General features: G+C 53.2%; 1 protein-coding gene. It reads left to right on the top strand.

What is annotated here, in order from left to right:
* Window positions 1-293: 293 nt before the first annotated feature.
* A complete protein-coding gene (locus tag E1189_RS01750) occupies window positions 294-620 on the top strand; it encodes a hypothetical protein (protein WP_155158367.1) in 327 nt (108 codons plus the stop codon).
* Window positions 621-633 lie beyond the last annotated feature (13 nt).

Here is a 633-nt window from a genome sequence, read left to right as displayed (position 1 = left end):
ATAAGCCAAAGATATGAGGCATTTGCCAGCTTTTGCAACGAGCATAACCTCCGACTCAACCCAGGCATGAAAGTACAGGTACTCGTCACCTCTCGTGTATCACACAGTTTCCATGGTCTGAGCAGTTGAAGTCATAGCAGTTCTTTTTAAGTCCCGCCTTATTTCCTTTTGACCCGCTTCTCCTTGCATCGGGCGTTGCTGCTGGTCTGGCGGTGATAGTAAAGCAAGTTAACTGAACCGAAGGTGGTACCACAGGGACAGGTAGTGTTCCGCTTCCCCTTGCACTGGACGTCTTGGCTGCCCCTGCAGTGAGAAGAAAGCTGGTTGACCGTATCGAAGGTAAGGCCGCAGGGGCAAGTGATGTTCATCTTCCCTTTGCACAGAGTGTCGCGGCTGCCCTGACGGTGAGAGTTAAACCGGCTGACCGTATCGAAGGTAATACCACAGGGACAGGTGGTGTTCCGCTTCCCCTTGCACCGGGCGTCTTGACTGCACCGGCGGTGAGAATTAAGCAACCTGACCGTATCGAAGGTAGTGCCGCAGAGGCAGGTAGTTTTTTGATTTCCCTTGCAAAAGGCGTCGCTGCTGCCTCGGCGGTGAGTGCTAAGCAGGCTGACTGAAGTGAATGTAGCG

The organism is Parendozoicomonas verongulae, assembly GCF_009711465.1.
GTDB lineage: Bacteria > Pseudomonadota > Gammaproteobacteria > Pseudomonadales > Endozoicomonadaceae > Sansalvadorimonas > Sansalvadorimonas verongulae.
Note: the sequence above shows the minus strand (reverse complement) of the source record. Positions and strands in the feature narration are given on the sequence as shown.